Origin of the sequence: Azospirillum tabaci (assembly GCF_014596085.1) — a bacterium.
GTDB lineage: Bacteria > Pseudomonadota > Alphaproteobacteria > Azospirillales > Azospirillaceae > Azospirillum > Azospirillum tabaci.
In genome coordinates, this window is record NZ_JACCJY010000021.1 from 22094 (window position 1) to 46942 (window position 24849).

At 69.2% G+C, this 24849-nt stretch carries 19 protein-coding genes; 14 read left to right on the forward strand and 5 right to left on the reverse strand.

Going from position 1 to position 24849, the window contains the following annotated elements; translation table 11 throughout:
• Positions 1-70 precede the first annotated feature (70 nt).
• Positions 71-1729 carry an AMP-binding protein gene (locus tag H0B54_RS18720; RefSeq protein WP_188261587.1) on the forward strand — a complete coding sequence of 553 codons (1659 nt, stop codon included), beginning with the start codon at positions 71-73 and terminating at the stop codon, positions 1727-1729.
• A 77-nt stretch (positions 1730-1806) separates the two neighbouring features.
• Here H0B54_RS18720 and mmsB read toward each other — a convergent pair whose 3' ends face one another.
• Together mmsB and H0B54_RS18730 are read right to left on the reverse strand one after the other, a co-directional pair.
• A complete protein-coding gene (gene mmsB / locus H0B54_RS18725) occupies positions 1807-2697 on the reverse strand; it encodes a 3-hydroxyisobutyrate dehydrogenase (RefSeq protein WP_094304576.1) in 891 nt (296 codons plus the stop codon).
• A gap of 44 nt (positions 2698-2741) precedes the next feature.
• Entirely contained in the window at positions 2742-3881 is a 1140-nt protein-coding gene (locus H0B54_RS18730) for an isobutyryl-CoA dehydrogenase (RefSeq protein ID WP_188261588.1), read from the reverse strand.
• 161 nt (positions 3882-4042) lie between these two features.
• On the opposite strand from H0B54_RS18730, the gene H0B54_RS18735 reads away from it, so the two are divergent.
• The 3 genes from H0B54_RS18735 (at position 4043) to H0B54_RS18745 (ending at position 7088) form a co-directional block, all read left to right on the forward strand.
• Positions 4043-4738 (forward strand): GntR family transcriptional regulator, encoded by a 696-nt coding sequence (locus H0B54_RS18735; RefSeq protein WP_188261589.1) that lies wholly within the window; start codon positions 4043-4045, stop codon positions 4736-4738.
• Between the two features lie 91 nt (positions 4739-4829).
• Positions 4830-6401, forward strand: a complete 1572-nt coding sequence (locus H0B54_RS18740; RefSeq protein ID WP_188261590.1) for a malonate--CoA ligase — start codon at positions 4830-4832, stop codon at positions 6399-6401.
• Positions 6402-6524: 123 nt separating this feature from the next.
• Positions 6525-7088: a TetR/AcrR family transcriptional regulator gene (locus tag H0B54_RS18745; protein ID WP_094304571.1), complete on the forward strand. Its 564-nt coding sequence runs from the start codon at positions 6525-6527 to the stop codon at positions 7086-7088.
• Positions 7089-7227: 139 nt separating this feature from the next.
• On the opposite strand, the gene H0B54_RS18750 is transcribed toward H0B54_RS18745, so the two are convergent.
• From H0B54_RS18750 to galE, 3 genes are all read right to left on the reverse strand, one after another.
• The gene (locus H0B54_RS18750) at positions 7228-8406 is read right to left on the reverse strand and encodes a DUF2336 domain-containing protein (protein WP_188261591.1); all 1179 of its coding nucleotides are present in this window, start codon (positions 8404-8406) and stop codon (positions 7228-7230) included.
• Between the two features lie 63 nt (positions 8407-8469).
• Complete coding sequence (locus H0B54_RS18755; RefSeq protein WP_188261592.1) at positions 8470-8991, reverse strand: MarR family winged helix-turn-helix transcriptional regulator; 522 nt, start codon at positions 8989-8991, stop codon at positions 8470-8472.
• A gap of 13 nt (positions 8992-9004) precedes the next feature.
• Positions 9005-10024: a UDP-glucose 4-epimerase GalE gene (galE, locus tag H0B54_RS18760; protein ID WP_094304566.1), complete on the reverse strand. Its 1020-nt coding sequence runs from the start codon at positions 10022-10024 to the stop codon at positions 9005-9007.
• A gap of 490 nt (positions 10025-10514) precedes the next feature.
• Here galE and H0B54_RS18765 point away from each other — a divergent pair, with 490 nt between their 5' ends.
• The 10 genes from H0B54_RS18765 (at position 10515) to H0B54_RS18810 (ending at position 24789) form a co-directional block, all read left to right on the forward strand.
• Positions 10515-12236, forward strand: a complete 1722-nt coding sequence (locus H0B54_RS18765; protein WP_188261593.1) for a type I secretion system permease/ATPase — start codon at positions 10515-10517, stop codon at positions 12234-12236.
• On the forward strand, positions 12233-13606 hold the full coding sequence (locus H0B54_RS18770) for an HlyD family type I secretion periplasmic adaptor subunit (protein WP_188261594.1): 1374 nt from the start codon (positions 12233-12235) through the stop codon (positions 13604-13606). The genes H0B54_RS18765 and H0B54_RS18770 overlap by 4 nt, the downstream gene beginning before the upstream one ends.
• Positions 13607-13677: 71 nt before the next feature.
• Entirely contained in the window at positions 13678-13893 is a 216-nt protein-coding gene (locus H0B54_RS18775; RefSeq protein WP_094304560.1) for a hypothetical protein, read from the forward strand.
• A 722-nt stretch (positions 13894-14615) separates the two neighbouring features.
• Complete coding sequence (locus H0B54_RS18780; protein WP_188261595.1) at positions 14616-15437, forward strand: calcium-binding protein; 822 nt, start codon at positions 14616-14618, stop codon at positions 15435-15437.
• 74 nt (positions 15438-15511) lie between these two features.
• On the forward strand, positions 15512-17863 hold the full coding sequence (locus tag H0B54_RS18785; protein WP_188261596.1) for a glycosyltransferase family 2 protein: 2352 nt from the start codon (positions 15512-15514) through the stop codon (positions 17861-17863).
• A gap of 4 nt (positions 17864-17867) precedes the next feature.
• The gene (locus H0B54_RS18790) at positions 17868-18695 is read left to right on the forward strand and encodes a class I SAM-dependent methyltransferase (protein ID WP_188261597.1); all 828 of its coding nucleotides are present in this window, start codon (positions 17868-17870) and stop codon (positions 18693-18695) included.
• Positions 18692-19993, forward strand: a complete 1302-nt coding sequence (locus H0B54_RS18795) for a glycosyltransferase family 4 protein (RefSeq protein ID WP_188261598.1) — start codon at positions 18692-18694, stop codon at positions 19991-19993. The genes H0B54_RS18790 and H0B54_RS18795 overlap by 4 nt, the downstream gene beginning before the upstream one ends.
• Positions 19990-22152 (forward strand): glycosyltransferase family 2 protein, encoded by a 2163-nt coding sequence (locus tag H0B54_RS18800; protein WP_188261599.1) that lies wholly within the window; start codon positions 19990-19992, stop codon positions 22150-22152. Before H0B54_RS18795 ends, H0B54_RS18800 begins: the two co-directional genes overlap by 4 nt.
• Positions 22153-22183: 31 nt before the next feature.
• Positions 22184-23497, forward strand: coding sequence for a glycosyltransferase family 4 protein (locus H0B54_RS18805; RefSeq protein WP_014241733.1), 1314 nt, complete (start codon positions 22184-22186; stop codon positions 23495-23497).
• Positions 23497-24789: a hypothetical protein gene (locus tag H0B54_RS18810; RefSeq protein WP_188261600.1), complete on the forward strand. Its 1293-nt coding sequence runs from the start codon at positions 23497-23499 to the stop codon at positions 24787-24789. The genes H0B54_RS18805 and H0B54_RS18810 overlap by 1 nt, the downstream gene beginning before the upstream one ends.
• Positions 24790-24849: the final 60 nt, after the last annotated feature.

Below are 24849 nucleotides of genomic sequence, written 5' to 3' on the forward strand. Positions count from 1 at the left end.
ACGGACATTCCGTGTATGCATGTTTTTTGGAGCGACATCCGGCCGGAAGGTCCATAATATGGACCCCATCATGACCCGGCCCGATTCCGACACCGAAACCGCCCCCGCCGGAGCGTCCGGCGGCACGCAAAGCCTGGAGCGTGCACTGGCCCTGCTGCGCGCCGTCGCGTCCCACGGGGCGGAGGGCGCGCGGCTGGCCGACCTGATGGGCGACACCGGCCTGTCCAAGGCGACCGCGCACCGGTTGCTGACCGCGCTGGCGCGGGAGCGCTTCATCGACCAGGACCCGCGCAGCCGCCGCTACCATCTGGGGCCGGAACTGGATTTGCTGGGCCGAATCGCCGCCGCACGCCACTGCGGCGGTGGCAAAAGCGAAGGCGCGGCGCCCGGCCCGGCCACCGTTCAGCCCACTGCCTTCCTGCGCCCGGACTATCAGGGCGACGCGATTCCGCTCGCCGACCTGCTGTGCGACCGTCACGCCCGCACCGACGGCGCCCGCGCCGCCCTGCTGCACGAGAGCGTCGCCGGCCAGACGACCGAGTTGAGCTTCGCCCGGCTGGCCCGCGACTCGGCGCGCTTCGCCGCGGTGCTGCGCGGTCTCGGCGTCGGGCGCGGCGACCGGGTGGCGGTGCTGCTGCCGAAGGGGGCGGAGCTGCTGATCACCGCTTTGGCGATCTGGCGGTTGGGTGGCGTCTACATGCCGCTGTTCACCACCTACTCCGCCGCCGCGGTGGCCTTCCGGCTGGCCGACAGCGAGGCGCGGGCGATCGTCACCACCGGCTTCCTGCGCCGCAAGATTCCGCGCGACAACAGCCGCCCCGTGGTGATGGTGGAGGGCGACGAGGCCTTCGGTCCCGGCGCCGACGCGGTGCCCTTCTGGTCCGCGCTTCATGAATCAGCCCCCTTGGGCGATATCGCCCGCTACGCCGACCGCGACGCCTTCGCGCTGATCTACACCTCCGAGGCGGAGCCGAAGCCGCTCGGCGTGTCGCTGCCCGTCATGGCGCTGGCGGGGATCGAGCAGTACATGCGCATCGGCCTCGACCTGCGCGACGACGACATCTATTGGAACATGGCTGACCCCGGCTGGGCCTACGGCGCCTATTACGGGCTGGTCGGGCCGCTGCTGCTGGGGCGCACGACGATCTTCTGCGACGGCCCCTACGACGTGCGGCAGGGCTACCGCATGCTGACGAAGTTCGGCGTCACCAACCTGACCTGCGCGCCCTCCCAGATCCGCGCCTGGCACAGCGCCGACCCTGAGGGCGGCCCGCACAAGCTGGCGCTGCGCATCCTGTCGGTGGTCGGCGAGCCACTCCCGCCGGAGTTGATCGGCTGGGCCAACCGGGTGGTCAGCGTTCCCCTGCTCGATCAGTACGGACAGCGCGAGACCGGCATCTTCATGATGAACCGATACGACCCCGGCCACGCCGACCGCACCGCCGATTCCTCGCTGGGGCGGCCTCTGCCGGGCTTCCGCGTGGTCATCCTCGACCCTCAGGGCCGCGAGGCGCCGGTCGGCGGAGCGGGCGAGATCGCCATCGACGTGGAGTCCTCGCCGCTCTTCTGGTTCGACGCCTACGCCAACGATCCGGGGCGCACCGCCGCCCGCTTCCGCCACGGCCGACGCTATTACTTGACCGGCGACTGGGCGTTCCTGGACGGTGACGGCAACATCCACTTCCGGGGGCGGGCGTCGGACGCCATCGTCATGCAGCAGGCGGATTGAGGAGCGGCGTTTGCCCCCACCCCGTCCCTCCTCCGCTTCGCAGGGGAGGGTTTAGGGAGGGGGCAAGGTGACCGCCCTTACGGCTTCCCGCGCAGCAGGTTGACGATGCCGGAGAAGTCCTTGCCGCCGAAGCCGGCGTTGCAGAACAGCGCGTACATCTGCGCCGCCTCGCCGCCCAGAGGCAGGGGGCTGCCGGTGCTCTGCCCGGCCTCGACCGCCAGCTTCAGGTCCTTCAGCATCAGCGCCGCGGCGAAGCCCGGCTGGTAATCGCGGTTGGCCGGCGAGGTCGGGACCGGACCCGGCACCGGGCAATAGCTGGTCAGCGACCAGCACTGGCCCGACGACTTCGACGCCACGTCGAACAGCTTCTGCGATTCCAGCCCCAGCTTCTCGGCGAGCGCGAAGGCTTCCGACACGCCGAGCATCGAGATGCCGAGGATCATGTTGTTGCAGATCTTCGCCGCTTGGCCGTTGCCCGGCCCGCCGGTGTGCACGATGGCCTTGCCCATCGCCGACAGGATCGGCTCGGCGCGGCGGAAGGCGGTGTCGCTGCCGCCGACCATGAAGGTCAGAGTCGCCGCCTCGGCCCCGCCGACGCCGCCGGACACCGGAGCGTCGACCATGGCGTGGCCCGCCGCCTCGGCCGCCGCGGCGACGGCGCGGGCGCTGTCGACGTCCACGGTGGAGCTGTCGATGAACAGGCTGCCCGGCTTGGCCTTGGCGATGATGCCGTCGGGCGCCGTGTAGACCTCGCGCACATGCTTGCCGGCGGGCAGCATGGTCACGACCACCTCGGCCTCCCCCGCCGCGGCGCCGGGGCCGGTGGCGATGGTGGCGCCGGCGTCGCGCGCGGCGGTGCAGGCGGCCTCCGACAGGTCGAAGGCCAGGACGGTGTGGCCGGCCTTCAGCAGGTTGCGCATCATCGGCGCACCCATGTTGCCCAGCCCGATAAAGGCGATCGTCGCCATAGCGTTTCCCCTCGTCTTTTTGATGCCGTCTTATTGTGATGCCGTCAGCCGCCGGTCAGATGGCGGGCGATGATGACGCGCATGATTTCGTTGGTGCCTTCGAGAATCTGGTGAACCCGCAGGTCGCGGAAAATCCGCTCGATCGGGTACTCCTTGATGTAGCCGTAGCCGCCGTGAAGCTGCAGCGCCTCGTTCACCACCTGGAACCCGGCATCGGTGGCGAAGCGCTTGGCCATGGCGCAATGGGCGGTCGCCTCCGGCGAGCCGGCGTCGAGGCTGGCGGCGGCGCGGTGCAGCATCAGCCGGGCGGCGTCCAGCTCCGTCGCCATGTCGGCCAGTTTGAACTGAAGCGCCTGAAAGGCGTTCAGCGGCTTGCCGAACTGCTTGCGCTCCGTGGTGTAGGCGATGGCCTGCTCCAGGCAGAAGCGCGCCCCGCCGACCGAGCAGGCGGCGATGTTCAGGCGGCCGCCGTCCAACCCCTTCATGGCGATGCGGAAGCCCTCCCCCTCCTCGCCGATGCGGTTGGCGACGGGGACGCGGCAGTTCTCGAAGATGACCGCGGCGGTCGGCTGGCTCTTCCAGCCGAGCTTGTGCTCCTGCTTGCCGAAGGACAGGCCGGGCGTGCCCTTTTCCACCACGATGCAGGAGATGCCCTTGGGGCCGGGCTCGCCGGTGCGGACCATGCAGACATAGACGTCCGACGTGCCGCCGCCGGAGATGAAGGCCTTCGAGCCGTTCAGCACGTAGTGGTCGCCGTCCCGCTCCGCCCGCGTGCGCAGCGAGGCCGCGTCGGACCCCGCCCCCGGCTCGGTCAGGCAATAGCTGGCGAAGCGCTCCATGCTGGTCAGCGCCGGCAGAAAGCGGGCGCGCTGCTCCGGATCGCCGAAGCGGTCGATCATCCAGGAGGCCATGTTGTGGATTGAAATGTAGGCCGCCGTGGACGGGCAGGCCGCCGACAGCTCCTCGAAGATCAGCGCCGCGTCCAGCCGCCCGAGGCCGGAGCCGCCGAACTCCTCCCCCACATAGATTCCGGCGAAGCCGAGTGCCGCGGCTTGCCGCAGGGTGTCGACGGGAAAGACGCTGTTCTCATCCCAGTGCGCGGCGTTCGGCGCCATTTCCCGCTGCGCGAAGTCGCGCGCCGTGTCGCGGAACGCCTGCTGCTCTTCCGAAAGCGCAAAATCCATGCGCATCCTCCCCAGAACCGCATTGGCCCGGAGCCCATGGCGGATCTCCGGTTCTCATTGTTGGTTGGAAGGACTATCATGCTGGATACGCGCTGTCCATCTCTTGTATACAGAGATGGGGGCGGCGGAAGGCCGCGGATGACGAAAGGGACACGCTCGGGATGAGCGACCGGATTGCCGCCAGCAAGACCGCCGACAAAGGTGCCACCCGCGCCGACGAGGTGCGGCTCGCCATCGAGGAGGACATATTCCTGGGCCGGCTGCGCCCCGGAACGCGGCTGGACGAGGAGAGCCTCGCCCAGCGCTTCAGCATCTCCCGCACCCCGATCCGCGAGGCGATCCTGCAACTCGTCCACGCCGGGCTGGTGGAGAAACAGCCGCGCCAGGGCGCGGTGGTGGCCCCGCTGAAACTGCACCGCATGGTGCAGATGTTCGAAGTGATGTCGGAGATCGAGGGGCTGTGCGCCCGCTTCGCCGCCCGCCGCATGTCGGAGGAGGAGAAGCAGGCCCTGAAACGCCTGCACGACACCTCGAAGGCGCATATGGAGGCGCGGGAACTGGACGCCTATTACGCGGTGAACCGCTCCTTCCATGAGGCGGTCCAGGCGGGCAGCCACAACGAGCCGCTTCAGGAGATCGCGCGGGGGCTGTTCGCCCGGCTGGCGCCCTACCGCCGCTACCAGCTCAACCACCCCAACCGCGTCCACGACAGCTTCACGGAGCATGACGACGTGGTCGAGGCGATCCTGGCCGGCGACCCGGAAGCCGCCTACGCAGCCATGCGGCGGCACGTGACCATCCAGATCGACATCTTTACCGAGTTCGTGTCCATCATGGGCGGGAGCGAAATACAATAGGCGGTCATTCCGTATACAAAGATGTGGTCCACGGCATGCGCCTGTGCTAAACCCTGGGCACCGGATCACCGGGTGCATGGAGGGAATCACGATGTCCGAAGTGGGTGGCAATCTGGTGGGTGGCAATCTGTTCGAGCTGTTCCGTTCCCGCTTTCCGGCGGACCGCAGCCGCCCCTTCGCCGAGACCGAGCCCGGCACGGATAAGGCCCGCACCGTCACCTACGGCGATCTCGAAGCCCTGACCGGCCGTTACGCCAACCTGCTCGCCGACCTCGGCCTGAAGAAGGGCGACCGGGTCGCCGTGCAGGTGGAGAAGTCGGTCGAGAACATCATCCTCTACCTCGCCACCGTGCGGGCGGGCGGCGTCTTCCTGCCGCTGAACCCGGCCTATACGAAGGCGGAGGTCGAGTATTTCCTGACCGACGCCGAGCCGCACGTCTTCGTCGCCCGTCCCGAATCCGCCGACGCGCTGCGCGACGTCGCCGACAAGGCCAAGGTCGCTCATCTGCTGACTCTCGGCACCCATGGCGAGGGCACGCTGCCGGAGCTGGCCGCCGGCAAGGGCACGGACTTCGCGACCGTCCCGGCCGCGGCCGACGACCTCGCCGCGATCCTCTACACCTCCGGCACCACCGGGCGGTCGAAGGGCGCGATGATGAGCCACCGCAATCTCGGCTCCAACGCGCTGACGCTGCACAAATATTGGGGCTTCCAGCCAAACGACGTTCTGTTGCACGCCCTGCCGATCTTCCACACGCACGGCCTGTTCGTGGCGACCAATTGCGTGCTGCTGAACGGCTCCTCCATGCTGTTCCTGCCGAAGTTCGACGCGGAGCAGGTGATGGGGCTTCTGCCGCGCGCCACGGTGATGATGGGCGTGCCGACCTTCTACACCCGCCTGCTCGCCCATCCCGGCCTGACGCGTGAGGCGACGGCGCACATGCGTCTGTTCGTCTCCGGCTCGGCGCCGCTGCTGGCCGACACGCACAAGGAGTTCTCCGCCCGCACCGGCCACGCCATCCTGGAGCGCTACGGCATGACGGAGACCGGGATGCTGACCTCCAACCCGCTGGACGGCGACCGCATCCCCGGCACGGTCGGCTTCCCGCTGCCCGAGGTGTCCGTGCGCGTGGTCGATCCGGAAACCGGGGCGAGCCTCGGCACCGACGAGATCGGCATCATCGAGGTGGCCGGGCCGAACGTCTTCTCCGGCTACTGGCGGATGCCAGAAAAGACGAAGCAGGAGATCAAGCCGGACGGCTTCTTCATCACTGGCGACGTCGGCAAGGTGGACGGGCGCGGTTATGTCCACATCGTCGGGCGGGCCAAGGACCTCATCATCTCCGGCGGCTTCAACGTCTACCCGAAGGAGGTCGAGACGGTCATCGACGGAATCGACGGCGTGGTCGAATCGGCGGTGGTCGGCGTCCCGCACCCCGACTTCGGCGAGGCGGTGACCGCCATCGTCCTGCGCAAGCCCGGCACCGCCACCCCGGACGAGGCCGCGGTGATCGCCGTCTGCAAGGAGCAGCTCGCCAACTTCAAGGTGCCCAAGCGCGTCTTCTTCATGGACGAGCTGCCGCGCAACGCCATGGGCAAGGTGCAGAAGAACCTGCTGCGCGACGCCCACAAGGGTTTGTTCACCGCGGCGAAGGCGCGCTGAGGCGCGCCGGGCTTCCCTTCTCCGGCCAGATCCGGATAAGGTTCGGCGCTTTTCCACCCGGCGGGTTCTGGACAGGCCATCGGCGACTCGATACGCTGCCGTATGGTCTCCGGAGTGTTGCCGATGGAAGCGAAGACGCTGAACCGCGAATCCTGGCTGTCCGCCGCCTTCTCCGCCCTGGCGGAGGGCGGCGTCGAGCAGGTGCGGGTCGAGCTTCTGGCGAAGCGGCTGAAGGTGACCAAGGGCAGCTTCTACTGGCACTTCCGCGACCGGATGGAACTGGTCGAGGCGATGCTGGAGGGCTGGAAGACCGGCCGCATCGAGGCGATCAAGGCGCAGACCCGGCTGGACGGCCGCACCCCCGCAGAAGGGCTGCGCTATGTGCTGTCGCTGTACGGCGGCAGCAACAACCCGCGCGGCATCGCCATCGAACTGGCGATGCGCGACTGGGCGCGCCGCGACCCCCGCGCGTCCGAGATCGTGGCGGAGGTCGACCGCGAACGCCTGCGTTGCGTGTCGGACCTGTTCGCCGGCCTGGGGCTGGACCCCGACGATGCCTTCGCGCGGGCGTACCTGTTCTACTCGTTCATCTTCGGGGAAGGGCTGCTGGCACGCTCCGCGGCGCCGGACCGGTTCGAGAAGGCGCGGGACATTTGCGGGAAGGTGCTGGTGCCGGAGGGGGTGTAGGCGCGTTGCCCCCACCCTTCCCACGGCTTCGCCGCGGGCCCCTTCCCTCCCCCCGCTTCGCAGGAGAGGGAGACCAATCCCCTCCCCTGCGAAGCGGGGGAGGGTCAGGGAGGGGGCAAGCGTCGCGACAACCCCACCTTTACGTCCCCGTCCCGCGCACCGGCGCGAAGGGCAAGCCCGCCTGATCCATCGCGCGGTCGATCACCTCGTCCGACGCGCCGTCGAACAGTTGCAGCAGCAGTTCGTCCACCGCCCAGTCGTTCGTCGGGGTCAGGGCGGCGAACAGGTCGGCCATGACCTCCGCCTGAAAATCGTCGCGGCGGTTGTCGCTGCCCTCGTAGCCCATGCGCTTGGCGGTGGCGACGGCCACCTGGAAAGGCGGCACCAGGACCGGCGCGACCGACGCCTTCTTCAGCACCGCCCGCAGCCCCAGCGCTCCGTCGTCCCAGGCCAGCTTGCGGGCGTTTTCCGCCGGGATGCCGGCCTTGGCCCCGAGCCCCGCCGCGAACAACGCCACGTCGCCCGCGCAGAGCACGCGGAACAGCAGCGCCGCGGTGAAGCGCCCGTTGGCGTGCAGCCAGCGGGCCACCGCCTCCACATCCTCGTCGCCGCGGAGCGCCGGGCGCAGCAGCCGCAGCGTCGCCGACTCGCGCCCGCGGCTGGCCAGCCGGTCCACCAGATCCTTGGACAGGCCATGGCTGTGGGCCAGCGTGGCGCGCACCGCATCGGAGACGAAGGCGACCAGCCGCTCCACCACGGCCAGCGGCAGGCCGGGACGGGTCGCCGCGGCCTCGCTGACCATGCGCACCCGGCCGAAGCGGTCCAACGCCCGGTGCAGCGCCGGCTCCGCCAGCTCCGCGCCGGGATTGCGCAGCAGCGCGGTCACCACCGCGACGTTGCCGGTCTCGACGACCGCACCGGCCACCCGCGCCGACACGGTGTGGCGGTTGGCGACCGCCATGTGCTTGCCGGCGTCGGGGTCCGCCAGCACGTCGAGCAGCAGATCGTCGCTGAGGTTTCCGGCGTCGCGCAGGATCGGGAAGGCGACGCGGGCCACGTCCTTCACCAGCCGCTCGGCCAACTCCGCGGTCAGCATGGCGTTGTTGCGGATCTGCCAGGCCACCGCCTCGCGCACCGCGACCTGGGCGTCGGCGGCGAAGCAGTGCATGACTTCCAGCGCCAGCGACCGTTCGGCGTCGGTCAGTCCGCCTTTCTCCAGATCGCCGGCCAGCTTCTGCATCGTGTCGATGCGGGCCTCCGTCGACGAGGATTCGAGCAGGCGCTCGACGTCGCGGATGGACAGGGATGAATCGGTCATGTGCGGATGCCTGCGGATGGGAGATGCATAAGGCGGTTCAGTCGAGTCCCTCAGTCGGGCCACTCAATCGAGTCCCTGCCCGGCGTAGCGGACCATGTCGCCCCAGATGCGGTCGAGCCGGCGCAGCGTGCGGTAGGCGGCCTTCAGGTCGGCCGCCTCCGCCTCGTTGCGGACCAGCGCGGTGGCCTGCACCTGTTCCAGCTTGAACAGTTCGTCGCGCAGCGTCCGCCCCTTGTCGGTCAGGCGCAGGCGGGCCGTGCGGCGGTCGCGCTGGCTGGCGCCGCGGTCGATGTAGCCGGCCTCCACCAGGATCTTCAGGCTGTAGGAGGCGTTGGACCCCAGGTAATAGCCACGCTCCATCAGGTCGCGGACCGACGGCTCGTCGTCGCCGATCAGCATGACCATCAGCGCCTGAACCGGCCCGATGTCGTCGACTCCCTGCCGCAGAAGGCCGGCCCGCACGACGTCCAGGAACCGGCGGTGCATCCGCTCGATCAGCCGGGCGAGCCCGTGATACTCGGCCAGTTCCGCCGCATCCACGGCGTCCGGCTTGGATTCGGCGCCCGCCCGGCGCTGCGTGCTCATACTCTTCTCTCCGTCACTCGGCGGCCTGCGCCAGGGCCGGGCCGCGGTAGCCGCCCGGATGACGGCGGCGCCATTCCCACGCGCTGCCGATGATGCTGTCCAGATCGGGGAAGCGCGGGCTCCAGCCCAGCTCGCCCCGGATGCGCTCCGACGAGGCGATCAGCACCGCCGGATCGCCGGCGCGGCGCGCCCCGACCTGCACCGGGACCGTCAGGCCGGTGACCCGCTCCGTCGCCTCGATCACCTCGCGGACGCTGTAGCCCTTGCCGTTGCCCAGGTTGAAGCGGACGCTGCGCGTTTCCAGGGCCGGCAGCACCCGCAGATGCGCGTCGGCCAGATCGCAGACATGGATGTAGTCGCGCACGCAGGTGCCGTCCGGCGTCGGATAGTCGTCGCCGAAGATCTCGATGTGCGAGCGCCGGCCGCTGGCCGCGTCGAGCACAAGCGGGATCAGGTGGGTTTCCGGATGATGGTCCTCGCCCAGTTTCCCGTTCGGATGCGCGCCCGCGGCGTTGAAGTAGCGCAGGCAGGCGGAGCGCAGGCCGTGGCAGCGGTCCGCCCAGTGCAGCGCACGCTCGATGAAGAACTTGGATTCGCCGTAGGGGCTGCCGGGGTCGATGGCGGTGTCCTCGTCGATCGGCTGACGCTCCGGCGTGCCGAACAGGTTGGCGGTCGAGGAGAAGACCATCTTGCGCACGCCGGCCGTGGTCGCCGCGCGGATCAGGTTCAGCGAGTTGACGGTGTTGCCGTGCAGATAGAGATGCGGGTCGCGCATCGATTCACCGACCAGCGACAGGGCGGCGAAATGGAACACCGCGTCGAAGCGCCACTCTGCGAAGACGCGGGTCAGCGCGTCCATGTCGGCGAGGTCGGCCTCCACGAAGGCGGCGTCGGACGGCACGGCGGCGCGGTGGCCCTGGCGCAGGTTGTCGAGCACGACGACCCGGAAGCCGCGGTCGAGCAGTTCGGCCACGCAGTGACTGCCGACATAGCCGGCACCGCCGGTCACGAGTACGGTCTGGGGCGTGTTCATCGTAAATATTCCTTGGATTTGAGAAATATTCGTCAGTCCAGGCACCCGCCGGCATCAAAGGATCGTACATCCCCCGGTGGCAAGTGCAAGAGTTCCGCGGCGCAGCATGCCGTCAATTCAGACGGAAGGCCAGTTGACGAAAAAGAGACATGGCGGCCGGCAAATGCTCGGCGCGTGGTGAGAAAAATGTTTCGGAACAACATTTTACAGCGCTGCAAATACCCCTTTCGATCCTCGTCGGACGGGGTAAGGGCTCAAAGTTGTCACACGCGGCAGCGCAGCGTCGGACGTAAGCGGAAATGGCGCGGGACCAGTCTTCCCGCAATGGGCGGCCTTTGTCCGGACTTCGTCTCAAAAGGAGTTCATGCGATGCGGCCGCATCTCAACATTTCGTTAACCATGAAACCCTTTGCATGACCGGCTTCATGGCCCGCCCCAAAACCTGAGAACGCGGGACTCCGGAACGCGGGACGCAAGAAAAGGAATCGGCATGAGCGGTATGGATCGGACCCTGCTGACCCAAGCCTACCGGAAGATCGGACGCGGCCTGCTGCTGGCCGGCGCGCTCACCTTCTTCGTCAACATCCTGATGCTGGTGGTGCCGCTCTACACGATGCAGGTCTACGACCGCGTGATGAGCAGCCGCAGCCTGGAGACGTTGACCATGCTCGCGGTGATTTCCGTGGGCGGGCTGGTGCTGTACGGCGTGCTGGACTTCATCCGGGCGCGCGCCTTCCTGGTCTGCGGGGCGGTGATCGCGCACCGCTTCAACGTGCCGGCGCTGCAGGCGGCCATCGTGGACGCGCTGGGCGGCGGGACGCGCAACGCCGGCCAGACGATGCGCGACCTGAACGACCTGCGGAACTTCATGACCAGCAACGCCGTGGTGGTGCCGCTGGACCTGCTGTGGACGCCGATCTTCCTGGTCATCCTGTTCATCCTGCACCCGATCTATGGCTGGATCGCGGTGGGGTCGGCGCTGCTGCTGCTGACCATGAACGCGCTGACCGACGCGCTGACCCGCCGCCCCGTCGCCGAGGCGAACGAGGCGTCGGCCAAGGTCTTCGCCGACGTCGCCAGCACCGTCCGCCACGCCGAAGCCATAGAGGCCATGGGCATGCTGCCGCCGCTGGCCCGGCGCTGGCAGATGGCGCAGATCGGCTCGGCATCGCTGATCGACCGGGGCGTGGTGCTGTCGCGCGGCATGGCGTCGGCGTCCCGCTCGCTGCGTCTGATCCTGCAGATCGCCACCATCTCCGCGGGCGCCGCCCTGGTCATCCGGAACGAGGCGTCGCCGGGCAGCATGATCGCCACCGGCATCATCATGGCCCGCCTGCTCCAGCCCTTCGAGCATCTGGTGGAGAACTGGCGGCAGTGGATCGTCGCCCAGACCGCGCACAAGCGCATCCGCGAGCTTCTGAACGGCGAGGGCGCGCGGCGCAGCACCATGCCGCTGCCCCGCCCCGACGGACGCCTGACCGTGGACCGCGTCAGCCATGTGCCGAAGGGCCTGCAGCGCCCGGTGCTGCGCGGCGTCTCCTTCTCGCTTGAGCCGGGGGAGGTGCTGGGGATCATCGGGCCGTCGGGGGCCGGCAAATCGACCCTTTCCCGCCTGCTGGTCGGCATCTGGGAGCCCACCGCCGGGGGCATCTACCTGGACGGCACCAGCACCTTCCTATGGGAGCGTGAGAGCTTCGGCCAGTATGTCGGCTATGTCCCGCAGTCGGTGGCGCTGCTCGACGGCACCATCGGCGAGAACATTTCCCGCATGGCCCAGGCCGACCCGGCGGAGATCGTGCGGGCCGCCCGGCTGGCCGGGGTCCACGACATGATCGGGCGCCTGCCCTTCGGCTACGACACGCCGGTCGGCGAGAACGCCTTCGCCCTGTCCGGCGGCCAGCGGCAGCGCATCGCGCTGGCCCGCGCCCTGTTCGGCAAGCCCCGCCTGATCGTTCTGGACGAACCCAACTCCAACCTCGACCACGAGGGCGAACAGGCGCTTCTGACCGCGATCAACCACGCGCGCCGCGACGGCGCGACCATCGTGATGGTCGCACACCGCCCCTCCATCGTGTCGGTCGCCGACAAGCTCCTCGTCCTCAAGGACGGCATGGTCGAGCATTTCGGCGAACGCACCGACGTGCTGAAAATGGTCCAGCCCGGCGGCGCCGTGAAGGTGGCCCGGCTGGTCCGGACGGGAGAGTCCGCATGACCGACACGACGATCACCCAGGCCCAGACCCCGCAATCCCCGCTCGCCGCCGCTTGGTCGCCGGTCATCGACGTGACGCCGCACGAACCCACGCTGCGCGGCACTGCGCTGGCGGGCGCGCTGGCCGTCGCGATCGGCTTCGGCGGCTTCTTCGGCTGGGCCTTCACCGCCAGCCTGGACAGCGCGGCCATCGCGTCCGGCACCATCATGGTGGAGAGCCACCGCAAGACGGTTTCCCATCTGGAGGGCGGCATCCTCAGCGAACTGCTGGTCAAGGACGGGGACATGGTGGAGGCCGGGCAGGTCCTGCTGCGGCTCGACACCACGCAGAGCGGCGCAGTGGTCGCCCAGCTTCACGGGCAGTACTGGACCTCGCTGGCCCGTCTCGCCCGGCTGCGCGCCGAGCAGACCGACGCGAAGGCCCCGGTCTACGCCGACGAGCTGGTGGTGGCCGCCAAGACCAGCTCCGTCGCCGCCGAAGCCCTGGCCGCGGAGCAGCGCCTGTTCGAATCGCGGCGCGACGCCTATGAGGGGCAGATCTCCATCCAGCGCAAGCGCATCGGCCAGCTCCGCGACGAGCTGGTGGCGCTCGATTCGCAGCGCGTCGCCGCCAACGACCGGCTGCGCTACACCCAGGACGAGCTGCGGATCGTCGAGACGCTGCTCGCCAAGGGCTATGAGCGCAAGCCGCGCATGCTGGAGCTTCAGCGCAACGTCGCCGACACCAAAGGGCGGCTGGGCGAGATCCAGGCCGACAAGTCGAAGGCCGAGCAGGGCATCGCCGCGGCGGAGCTGGAGATCATCAACCTCGGCAACAACCGCCGGTCGGAAGTCGGGAACGAGCTTCAGACCATCCAGGCCACCGTCTCCGACCTGTCGGAGCGGCTGCGGAGCGCCGGCGACGTGCTGAAGCGCCAGGAACTCGTCGCCCCCCAGGCGGGCCGGGTCACCAACCTGCGCTTCTACACGCCGGGCGGCGTCATCCCGGCGGGCCAGGGCATCCTGGACATCGTTCCCCAGGACGACGGGCTGATCGTCGAGGCCCGAGTCTCTCCCGCCGACGTCCAGAACATCGACGTGGGCGGCAGCTCCATGGTGCGGCTGGTTGGTTATCGCCAGCGGCTGGTTCCGCCGGTGCAGGGGAAGGTCCTCACCCTCTCCGCCGACCAACTCGAGGACGAGCGCACCGGCCAGGCCTATTTCCTCGCCCGGATCAGCCTCGACGCCGCGGCGCTGAAGGCCCTGCCGAACGTGGACCTGCATCCCGGCATGCCGACCGAGGTGATGATCCACGGGCACACCCGCAAGGCCATCGAGTATTTCCTGAGCCCGCTGACCGACGCCATGAATCGCGCCTTCCGCGAGAACTGACCGCGCCGCCGCGCCGGATCATTTCGCACGCTCTCCCGTTGCCCAGCAGGCAAGAAAGGGAGCGTGCGAGCATGACCACACACTGGGACCGGGACACCCTGAAGCGCGTCGCCGACGCCATCGGCGACGTCCATCTCTATGACAAGCACCACACCGGCGAGTTCGTCGCCATGCGCCTGCGCGATTCGCTGGCCGACAGCCCCGGTTATGACCGAGCGGCGGTCGACGACAAGCTGATGGAGTTGGCGCGGGCCGCTCTGGACGCCGCGGAGGCCGGCAAAATCTGATCCGGCGCAGGCGCAAGCGAAAAATTTTACGGCCTTCTGGGGCGTTGCTCACAACCATCCGGCGGCGTTCCGCCCGACATCGGCGGGCCGCCGGAGCGGCTTGAGGATCAGGCAAAGCTCGTCCGGACGGTCTCGGGAAACGCCTTTCGGATGCCGCGCGATCCCGAACGGCCCGTACCGCTCAGCCGCCGCTTTCAAAATCCGGCTTTTAAAAATGCCTGTCTTCTTCGCCGGCTTTTTAAAAATCCAGGGGTTTGAGTGCGCCGCAGCGTTGCCGGGCACCCCATAAGGGCAATGATCAATGGCATAATCCTAAGCCAAACGCATAGGGCTTAGGGGTCTATTCATGGCATTTCGTCGCATTTCGACGAAAACGTCTTTCTGACGTCTTTAAAAGTATTGATAGCAAACAATTCGGCTTCTTTTGTTAATCATGAGCCATCGTCTTGGATAAGGGCCGTAAAAACACCGATCAAGCGCGGTGTCCAAAATTAGATGTTTAGATTTTCGAAGGGCTTTGAAGCCAAGGTGACAGGAATGACGTAATGAACGTTGATGATTATTGTGTTTTGACTCTGTGAACTCAAGATTTGCCTGGGTTTGACCTTATGTTTGTCACAGCCATGCCGAAAGGTATTTGGGTAAAGGCTTGGGGGTACCTCGCCATTTCGGGGTAGGAAATCCCCCACCCCACCCAATCCCATCGTTAAGGAGTATGATTCATGGCCACCCTTCCTGGCGGCAACTATGACGACATCATCACCGGCACCAACGGCAGCGACTTCATCAACGGCGGCAACGGTGACGACATCCTGATGGGTGGCAACGGCGCCGACGCGGTCCTGGGCGGCGATGGGCGCGACGCCCTGTTCGGCGGCAACGGCGACGACGTCCTGAGCGGCGGCAGCGGGGCCGACGTCCTCGACGGCGGCAACGGCACCGACACGCTGGATGGCGGGGACGGCGACGATTACCTGTCCGGCGGCAACGGCGACGACGTCCTGAGCGGCGGCCGTGGCAACGACATTCTCGACGGCGGCAACGGCGACGACGTCCTGAACGGCGGCGACGGCGCCGACATTCTGAGGGGCGGCAACGGCGACGACGTCCTGACGGGCGGCGGCCACAACGATTACCTGGACGGCGGCGCCGGCAACGACATCCTGATGGGCGGCACCGGCGACGACATCCTGAAGGGTGGCGAGGGCGACGACTTCCTGTCCGGCGGTGACGGCAACGACATCCTGGACGGCGGTGCGGGCAACGACATCCTGGCGGGCGGCGGCGGCAACGACGTCTTCGTCTTCTCCGGCGGCGGCGGCCAGGACGTGGTTCTCGACTTCCGCGCGGGCGAGGACGTCCTCCAGATCGAGCGCAACATCAACGGTCTGGAGATCAACGACGCCTCCGATCTGGCGGCCCGCGTCACCGACATGGGCGGCAACGCCGTCATCGATCTCGGCAACGGCGACAGCATCATGCTGAAGGGCGTTTCGGCCGACGAAGTTCACAACAATCCGAACGACTTCTTCGTCATTCACTAAAGCCGTAACCCACCCAGGGACCGGACCGGCGGCGTGTCCCCCACACGCCGCCGATGGGTCCGGCTAAGGAACGCATGACCGTGCTCGCCGTCCTGCCGGCCTCCGCCTCCATCGCGTCCGCCCAGCTCCATGCGCTCGGCGACGATTTCGTGCTCGCCTCGTGGGAGAGCGACGGACCGGAGCCCTCCGGCCGAGTCGTTCCCACCCTCGACGGCGAGGAGGTCCGGCCCCCCTACACCACCTTGTCCGTCCGGACGAGCTGGGGTGGGCAGCGGGTGCTGTCGATCCTGCGGGCGCCCCGGACCTCCGGTGCGCCCGTCCGTTTCGTTGCCCAGAGCCGCGTCGTCGCGGAGGTTTTGGCGGAACCGCAGGTTCCCGATCCCGACCCCGCCTTCCTGCTGGGCAGCCTCGACGCGCCGTCGCGGCTGCGCGTCGTCCGTTTCCTCTTCGATTTCGCGCGCTCCACCCCGGCGCTGCGCAGCGATGCCGGCTTCGCCACGGTCTGCCGCCGCATGGTGCTGGAGCTGTCGCCGACCCCCTCCCCGATCATCGCCCGCGCCCTGGCGACCGACGAGCTTCTGCTCTGCGGCGGCTCGCTGTCCTCCGGCTTCGGCGAAGTGACGGGGGCGGTCATCATCACGGCTGGCGCCGTCGGCCCCTCCCCCTTCGACGTCTGCATCGGTTCCGCGCTCGACCGGCGCGGGCGCGCCGCCATGTCGCTGCTGGTGGACAAGGCCCTGTGCGCGCCGGGCAACCTGCTGGTGGTGCTGGGACGCAACGGGCTGGCCTGCCGCGCCTTCTCGGCGGTCCCGCCCAACCTGCCGAGCCTGACCGAACGCTTGTCCACCCGTCGCGACACGCCGCTGGAGTTGCGCCAGTACATTCTGAACGCGCTCGCCCGGCGCGGGCGGTCGGACGCCACGGCGGCGGCGGCGGTGCGCGAGCTTCAAGTGCTCGCCCCGCTGCCCAAGCGGCAGGTCGCCGATGCCAAGCGCTCCATCGGCGCCGCCCTCGACCTCGCCGTTCCGACCGGCGACGGCGGGCTGTTCCTGGCCGGCTGGGTGCACGATCCGCACGGCCTGTCCGGCGGCCTCACCGTGCACACGCCCTTCGGCGGCGAGCGCCGGCTGGAGATGCTGGAGCACCGCTTCCCGCGCGAGGACGTGGCGAAGCTGTTCGGCACCGCCCCGTCCACCGACCGCAGCGGCTTCGTCGCCTACCTGCCCGGCGCGCCCGAGCCCGCCGCGGCGCTTCAGGTCCATGCGGAGCTTCGCCTCGGGTCGGGCGGGTCGATCCGGCTGGTGCCGCCGTTGCGCCCGCTGTCGCCCGCCGACGCCCGCGCCGCGGTTCTGGGCAGCCTGCCGCCGCAGCACGCGACGCCGCTGGTTCTGGAAACCGTGATCGCCCCGGCCGTAGCACCGCTCCACGCCGCCCACATGGCCAGCCGCGGCGAGCCGGAAACCGTCAGCTTCGGGCGCGGTCCGGAAACGCCCGCCGTCTCGGTCATCATCCCGCTTTACAAGGCGCTGGAGTTCCTGCGCTTCCAGCTCTCAAGCTTCGCCACCGATCCCGGCATGGCCGGGGCGGAGCTGATCTTCGTGCTCGACAGCCCGGAGCAGCGCGACGAGCTGGTGCACATGCTGCACGGCTTCCACGCGCTCTACGGCCTGCCGATGCGGGTGCTGGTGCAGCCGGCCAATTACGGCTACTCGGCGGCCAACAACGCCGGGGTCGCGGCCTCCACCGGGCGGACGCTGCTGTTCCTGAATTCCGACGTGATCCCCGACCAGCCCGGCTGGCTGCCCGCCCTGCTCGGCGCGCTGGAGCGCACGCCGGGCACCGGCGCGGTCGGGCCGAAGCTGCTGTTCGATGACGACAGCCTGCAGCACGCCGGCCTCTACTTCGACCGCGACGTCCGCGGGCGCTGGTACAACCATCACTTCTTCAAGGGCCTGCCGCGCGACTTCCTGCCCGCCCGGCGGGAGCGCAGCGTGCCCGGCGTGACCGGCGCCTGCCTGATGATGACCCGCGAGACCTTCGACTCCGTGGGCGGCTTCTGCGAGGACTACGTCATCGGCGACTACGAGGACTCCGACCTCTGCCTGCGCATCCGCAAGGCCGGGCTGGACATCCGCTACGTCCCGTCGGTCGAGCTGTACCATCTGGAGCGCCGCTCGATCAGCCGGCACCAGGGCTACACCCGCGGTGTCGCCTCCGAATACAACGGCTGGCTCCACGCCCGCCGCTGGGGCGCGATGATGGAAGAGCTGGCCGCGCGCGACTGGAACGCGCCGCCGCCGCCGCCCGCGCTGGAGGACAGCCTGATGCGCCCCCTGTCGGCGGGCGCCCCCGCGGACGCCGCCCTTCCCGTAGCCGTTCCGGGCAAATCCCGCCTGTTCGGGCGCGCGAACCGGAACCGGAGCTGACCTGATGAACGAGATCCTCACCGGGCGCCGCCTCGCCGTCCTGCGCCGCAACACCGACCCGCGGCTGGAATGGCTGTGCGCGCAGATCGCCCGCAACCGCTTTCTGCCCGTGCCGCCGCCGGACCGCGTGTTCATCGGCGACGGCGATTTCCGGGCCATCGGGGCGGAGTTCCTGCGCCACTTCGTTCGCGTCGGCGGGCTGAAGCCGAAGCACCGCGTGCTGGAGATCGGCTGCGGCATCGGGCGCATGGCCGTGCCGCTGACCCAGTATCTGGACTCCAGCTACGACGGCGTGGACATCGTCGAGGATGGCATCCGCTGGTGCGCGGAGACGATCACCCCGGCCTACCCGGAGTTCCGCTTCCGGACGCTCGACGTGGCGAACGCGCTCTACAACCCCGGCGGGGCGGAGGACGCGGCGCAGACCCGCCTGCCCTTCCCGGACGGCGGGCACGACTTCGTGATCCTGACCTCGGTCATCACCCATCTGCGGACGGCGGAGACGGTGCGCTACGCCGCGGAGATCGCCCGCGTGCTGAAGCCGGGCGGGCGCTGCTTCCTCAGCCTGTTCCTGGTGGACGCCCGCGCGCGGGACGGCATCGCGAAGAAGACCGCCCGCCCGGCCTTCCTTGACGCCGCCGGGCCGGAGTTCATCGCCGACGAGGCCAACCCGAACGCCGCCGTCGCCTACGGCGAATCCTTCCTGCTCGGCACCTTCGCGGAACAGGGGCTGCGCCCGGCGCGCCCGGTCCTGCGCGGCCACTGGAGCGGGCAGCGCAACGCCGAGAACTTCCAGGATCTCCTGGTTCTGGAAAAGGAGGGCGCGCGATGAGCCTGCCCCGCGTCCTCGTCGTCGCGCACAACCACCCGAGCCTGCACCCCGGCGGCACGGAGATCTTCGCGCACGAGCTGTTCGGCAGCCTGAAGGCCAAGGGGGCGGAGGCCCTGTTCCTCGCCTGCACCAACGGGGTCCACCGAGACCGCAAGCCCGGCACCAACCTCCAGACGCTGGGCCGCAGCGCCGACGAGGTGGTGCTGTGGGCCGGGCATTTCGATCACTTCTTCCAGAGCCAGATCGACCTGCACGGCATCGTGCCGGACCTGTCGAACCTGCTGCGCGCTTTCCAGCCGGACATCGTGCACATCCACCACACCCTGCTGCTGGGCGTGGAGATGCTGTTCCTGATCCGCCGCGTCTGCCCGCGGGCGCGGATCGTCTACACGCTGCACGACTACTACCCGATCTGCGCCAACGACGGGCAGATGGTGACAACGGGAAGTCACGCGCTGTGCCGCATGGCCTCGCCCGACGCCTGCCACCGCTGCTTCCCCGACCGGCCGGCCGACCAGTTCGTGCTGCGCGAGAAGCACATCAAGGCGATGTTCGGGCTGGTCGATCATTTCCTGGCGCCCAGCGCCTTCCTGCGCGACCGCTACATCGCCTGGGGCCTCGACCCGGACAGCATCTCCGTCGTGGAGAATGGGCGCCCGGCGGTCCGTCCGGCGCCGCACCGGCCGCTGCCCGGGGGGGCGCCGCGCAACGCCTTCGCCTATTTCGGCAACCTGAACCCCTTCAAGGGAATCACCGTCGCGCTGGACGCCGCCGCCCGGCTGGAGAAGCAGGGGCAGGACCTGACGCTGGCCGTTCATGGGGGCGCGCCGTTCCAGACCGACGCCTTCAAGGACAAGGTCGAGCAGGGCTTCAAGGGCGCCCGCGGCACCGCCGTCCGCCATGGCCCCTACCGGCGCGAGGAGATGCCCGATTTGATGGCCGCCGCCGATTGGGTGGTGATGCCGTCGATCTGGTGGGAGAACGCGCCCCTGGTCATCCGCGAAGCCTTCCAGCACCGCCGCCCGGTCATCTGCAGCGGCATCGGCGGCATGGCGGAATCGGTGACAGACGGGGTGGACGGCCTGCATTTCCGGGCGGGGGACGCCGCGGATCTGGCGCGCGTGATGACGCGCGCGATGACCGAGCCGGGCCTGTGGGACCGGCTCGTCTCCAACATACCGGCGGTCCCGACGACCGAGGAGGCCGCCGAAAAACACGTCATTCTCTATGACGACATAATCAACGGTCCGGGGGGAAGGCATGGGCAGGGTTCGATTGCGGGGAGCATCGCGGGATGAAGGAACCGATCACCAAGGCCGACATCACGGCGGCCATTCTTCTTGACGACGACACGCTCGTCCTGTTCGGCGCCATCGACCGGGCGCTGCCCGCGCAGGGCTCCGTGCATCTCGACGGGTCGGTGGAGGGCCGGTACGCCGGACGCTCCTGGGCCGACGCGGAGGGCGAGCGTTGGTTCCTCGGCGGCATCCGCGTGCCGGGGCTGGCCCAGATGCGCCCATCGCGCGTCGAGCTGGCGGACGAGAAGGGGGAACGCCTCGTCCTGCCGCGCCTGTCCAACGTCCGCACCAACCCGTCGCACCTCGTCTCGGCGCTGAAGGGCTTCCAGCCCGGCGCGCTGGCCCTGGCGCTGGATTTCGCGATCCAGCTTGCCGCGTCTTCGGACAGTGACTCCGACCGCATCGGCCGCCTGCTCTCGGGCCTCGCCCAGGAGGTGTCGCAGCCGGACGGCTTCGCCGAGGTGTTCGGGCGCTTCCGGGACGGCAGCCTGATGCTCCAGGGCTGGGCGCGCAGTTTCCGCAGCGGCGCCCAGAAGATCCTGATCGAGGCGGAGGAGACCGCCGCCTACCGCGCCACCGCCGGGTCCTTCGCCCGTCCCGACCTGCCGCCGGAGGCGTCGGGTGTGATGGCGGTGCTGACCGACCAGACCCCGCTTCCCACCGCCATTCGCCGCATCCACTACCGCGCCGCCGAGGGCTGGCGCCATCTGGAGATCTTCGAGCACCGCACCATCCTGCCTGACGGCGTGGCCTCGGCCCATGTGCGCGACATGCTGGGCAACATCCAGGACGCCGAGACGCGCCAGAAGATGTCCCGCATCGCCGCGTCGCGCTACGACGGGGCGGAAACGGTGTCGCGGCTCGACATTCCGGTGCGGACCGGGCTGGACATGGCGTTGCGCGTGCCGGGGGCCGGGCTGTTCGTCGCCGGCTGGCTGCTCGACCCGACGCGGCAGGTCCGCGCCGTCACGCTGAAGGGGCCGGGCGTCGCCGTCCGGCTCGATGAGGGTTGGTCGCGGCTGTCCCGCCGCGACGTGACGGAGGCCTTCCAGCATGACGGCCTGTTCGCCGGGCGCATGATCCCCGGCCAGGACCAGCACGGCTTCACCGCCTTCGCCGCCGAGCCGTCGGGCCTGCCCCAGGGGGCCGAGTTCCATCTGGAACTGGAACTGGCCGACGACCGCTTCGCCTTCCTGCCGCTGAGCTGCCTGCCACCGGCGCCGGAAGCGTTGCGCCGCATGCTGTCGCTGGTCAATCTGGACAGCCCGTCCATCGACACGCTGATCGCGCGTCATGTCGGCCCGATGCTGCGCACCGCCCGCTCCCGTTCCGGTGTCTTGCCGTCGGCGGGCGTGCACCCGATGGGCCGCCCGGTGAAGGCGCCGCGCGTCTCGGTGATCCTGCCGGTGACCGACGGGCGGGAGGATGTGGACCTCAACATCGCCCGCCTCGCCATCGACCCGGATTTCGCGGAGACCGAACTGCTGGTGGTCGCCGCCGCCGGCACGCACGAGCGGCTGGGCGGAGCGGTCCGTCAGGCCGCCGCCTTCTACCGCATGGCCGTCACCTTCGTGGCCGCCCCCGACGCCACCGACGCCTTCGAGGCGATGGCCGCCGCCCTGCCCCACGCCCGCGGCGAGCGGGTGCTGACGCTCTCCCCCTCCGTCCTGCCGACCGAGAAGGGCTGGCTGTCGGCGCTGGAGCGGGTGTCGCGCAAGTCCGGCGGGCCGGTGATGGTCAGCCCGACGCTTCTCTACGAGGACCATTCGATCCGCTTCGCCGGCATCATGGCGGTGGAGGGTTCCGACGGCACCAAGACCTTCGAGCGCCGCTTCGCCGGTTACCCGCGCGACTGGCTGAAGGAGCAGGACGCGGCGACGGTGGACGCCGCCGCCCCGGAATGCGCCTTGCTGCCCAAGGACGCCCTGGTCCGGGCGCTCGCCACCATGGGCTCCTACATGGGGGCCGACCACAAGGGGCTGGATCTCTGCCTGCGCCTGCGCGCGCTGGGCGGGGCCTGCGTCTGGCTGCCCCGCGTCACCCTGGTGGCGCTGGACGAGCAGCCGCGCGACGCGCACGCCGACCGCTGGCGCCGCGCCGGCGCCATGGTGGACCGTTGGAGCTTCGAGGACATCTGGTCCGCCCGCGCCGCCGCCTAACCCCGCACGCCCTTTCGAGATCGGCCCGACCATGAGCAACAAGCGCGTCCTGATCATCAGCCACGGCCATCCCGCCTTCTCGCTGGGCGGCGCGGAGGTGGCCTCCTACAACCTGCACCAGGGGCTGCACGATCTGCCGGGATGGGAGAGCCATTATCTGGCCCGCACCTCCCCGCCGGTCACGCCGCACGGCAGCTCCGCCCTGATGGCGCTGCGCCAGAAGGAGCGGGAGGTCCTCTACTACGCCAACGACTACGACCATTTCCGGCTGTCGAACCGCAACCTGCCGGGGCTGGAGAAGGACTTCGTCCGCTACGTCCGCGACCTTCAGCCGGACGTGGTGAACTTCCACCATTTCCTGGGTCTGGGTATCGAGACGATCCAGGCGATCCGGCAGGCGCTGCCCCGCGTGCCGATCGTGGTGACCTTCCACGAGTATCTGTCCATCTGCCACCACCACGGCCAGATGGTGAAGACCAGCCGCAACACGCTGTGCTACCGCGCCAGCCCGGCGGACTGCGCCGGCTGCTTCCCGCACATCGGCGAGGCGCAGTTCTTCAAGCGCGAGCTGTTCCTGAAGACCTTCCTGGAGCAGGCGGACTTCTACGTCAGCCCGTCGAACTTCCTGATCGACCGCTACGTCGACTGGGGCCTGCCCCGCGAGAAGTTCCGCATGATCGAGAACGGCCTGACGGTCGAGGGGATCGCCCCGCCCCGCCCGCTGGCCCGCGGCGGCAAGCGCAACCGCTTCGCCTTCTTCGGCCAGCTCACCGAGTTCAAGGGCGCCCATGTGCTGGTCGAGGCGATCGGCCGCGTCTCCGAGAAGGCGTGGGGCGAGGACGGTGCGCTGATGATCTTCGGCGGCAACCTGGAGCGCCAGCCCGAGGCCTACCAGAAGAAGTTCAACGAGGCGGTGGAGCGTGCGGGCGACCGCGTGCGCTTCTACGGCAGCTACCGTTCCGCCGAACTGCCCGGCCTGATGAAGGATGTGGACTGGGTGGTGATGCCCTCCATCTGGTGGGAGAACTCGCCGGTGGTAATCCAGGAAGCCTTCCTGCACGGCCGCCCGATCATCTCCAGCAACATCGGCGGCATGGGCGAGAAGGTGACCCACGGCGTGGACGGCCTGCATTTCCGCAACGCCAGCGTCGAGGATCTGGTGGACCGCCTGACCGAGGCGCTGACCACGCCGGACCTGTGGGACCGCCTGCGCATGCGCATCCGCCGCCCCATCGACCGCGCGGAATGCGCCCGCCGCCACGCCGACGTGTTCGACGCGCTGATTGCGAATGCTGGCGGCGGTGCCGTGTCGATGCCCGAGCGGGCGGTGGCGCAGAAGCCGTGATGCGCATTCCCCTTGCCCCCACCCTCCCGCTTCGCGGGTCCCTCCCTCCCCCGCTGCGCAGGGGAGGGCTTGAGGGGCATGCGGCGAAGTTCCCTCCCCTGCGCAGCGGGGGAGGGTTAGGGTGGGGGCAATACGCCGGCATCCTCCTTGCCACCTTCCTCCTCGCGCCCCCCGCGCACGCCGCCGACCTCCGCGTCAGCGTCCCCGCGGGCGCCACGCTGGAGACCGTCTACGACCACCGCACCCATGCCTGCGAGGATTGGGACGTGCCGGACGCCCCGGCGCGCGCCTGGAGGGCGGCGGACGGCAGCGTCCGGCTGCTCGCCGCACACACCCGCGCGCGCGTCCTCAGCGGCCCGTCGCTGAACGATCTGCGCCACGCCTGCCGCATCGTCTTCCAGTCGGCCAAGCGCGACGACCCGGCGCGCTTCGACGACATGGGCTGGCTGACCTCGCCCTACACGCTGGACGGCACGACCGTCTACGGGCTGGTCCACAACGAGTATCACGGCCACAAGCGCCGCGACCTCTGCCCGACGGGCGACTACATGGCCTGCTGGTGGAACGCGCTGACCCTCACCGTCTCGCACGACGGCGGGCAGAGCTTCGGGCCGGCGCGCTACGTCGCCGGGGTGCCCTACCGCTTCCGCGGCGATCTGGGGAAGCGGGCCGGGCTGTTCGCGCCGAGCAACATCGTCGAGCGCGACGGCTGGTACTACGCCATGGCCTTCGCCGAGGCCATCGGCACGCAGAAGCGTGGGGTCTGCCTGATGCGCACCCGCGACCTCGCCGATCCGGCCTCCTGGCGGGCGTGGGACGGGCGGGACTTCACCGTCCGCTTCCGCGACCCTTACATCCAGGGCGAGGCCGATCCCGAGGCGTCGGTCTGCGCGCCGCTGCCGCCCGACCGGCTGCCCTTCACCGTCACCAGCCTCGTCCGCCACACGCCGAGCGGCCTCTACGTTGCGGTGATGGCCGGGCGGCGCGCGGAACGCAAAGGGGCGGAGCCGGTGTCCGGCGTGTGGGTGTCGACCTCCGCCGACCTGATCGGCTGGTCCGCCCCCCGCCTCGCCTGGGCGGCACCGTTGCTCACCGACAAGAATTGCGCCGTGGACGAGACGTTCTACTACCCGGCCATTCTCGATCCGGACGCCAGAAGCCGGAATTTCGAGGACACGGATGGAAACGCCCAGCTCTACCTGACCCGGCTTGCCCAGAAAAATTGCAAGCCGACCAGAGATCGCGATCTGGTCCGAATAATGATCCGGGTTGAGCCGTCCCAAGACGGCTAAAATTAATCAAGATAAAACCCGAACCCTGCAACCTTCCACCACCCCGACCCCAGGAGAATT